The following is a 278-nucleotide window of genomic DNA, read 5'->3' as shown; positions in this document are numbered from 1 at the left end:
ATCCAAACCCACTAATGACCAGTTGCCACCTGCATCCGTTGTAGTGGTATATGTTGCACCAATACCACCATTAACAAGTTGCTCGGTAATGGTAATTTCACTGCCAATAGGCAAGTCAGACGTACCGCTTAGGGTAATTAATAAACCAAGTTCAAACGTTGGTGTAAAGGCAAGTGCTGGCGGGGTTACGTCTACTTCGCCACTGTCCGTGCCGGTGCCAGTGTTGCCTGCAGCATCAGTGATGCTGGCGCTGACGCTGTAGTTCCCTTCAGCTAATG

At 49.3% G+C, this 278-nt stretch carries 1 pseudogene; it reads right to left on the bottom strand.

Going from position 1 to position 278, the window contains the following annotated elements:
• Positions 1 to 278: pseudogene (locus AAEY57_RS19785) on the bottom strand (retention module-containing protein); the annotation flags it as partial.

The sequence above is a fragment of the Pseudoalteromonas sp. MER144-MNA-CIBAN-0113 genome, from assembly GCF_040308965.1.
Lineage (GTDB): Bacteria > Pseudomonadota > Gammaproteobacteria > Enterobacterales > Alteromonadaceae > Pseudoalteromonas > Pseudoalteromonas tetraodonis.
Note: the sequence above shows the minus strand (reverse complement) of the source record. Positions and strands in the feature narration are given on the sequence as shown.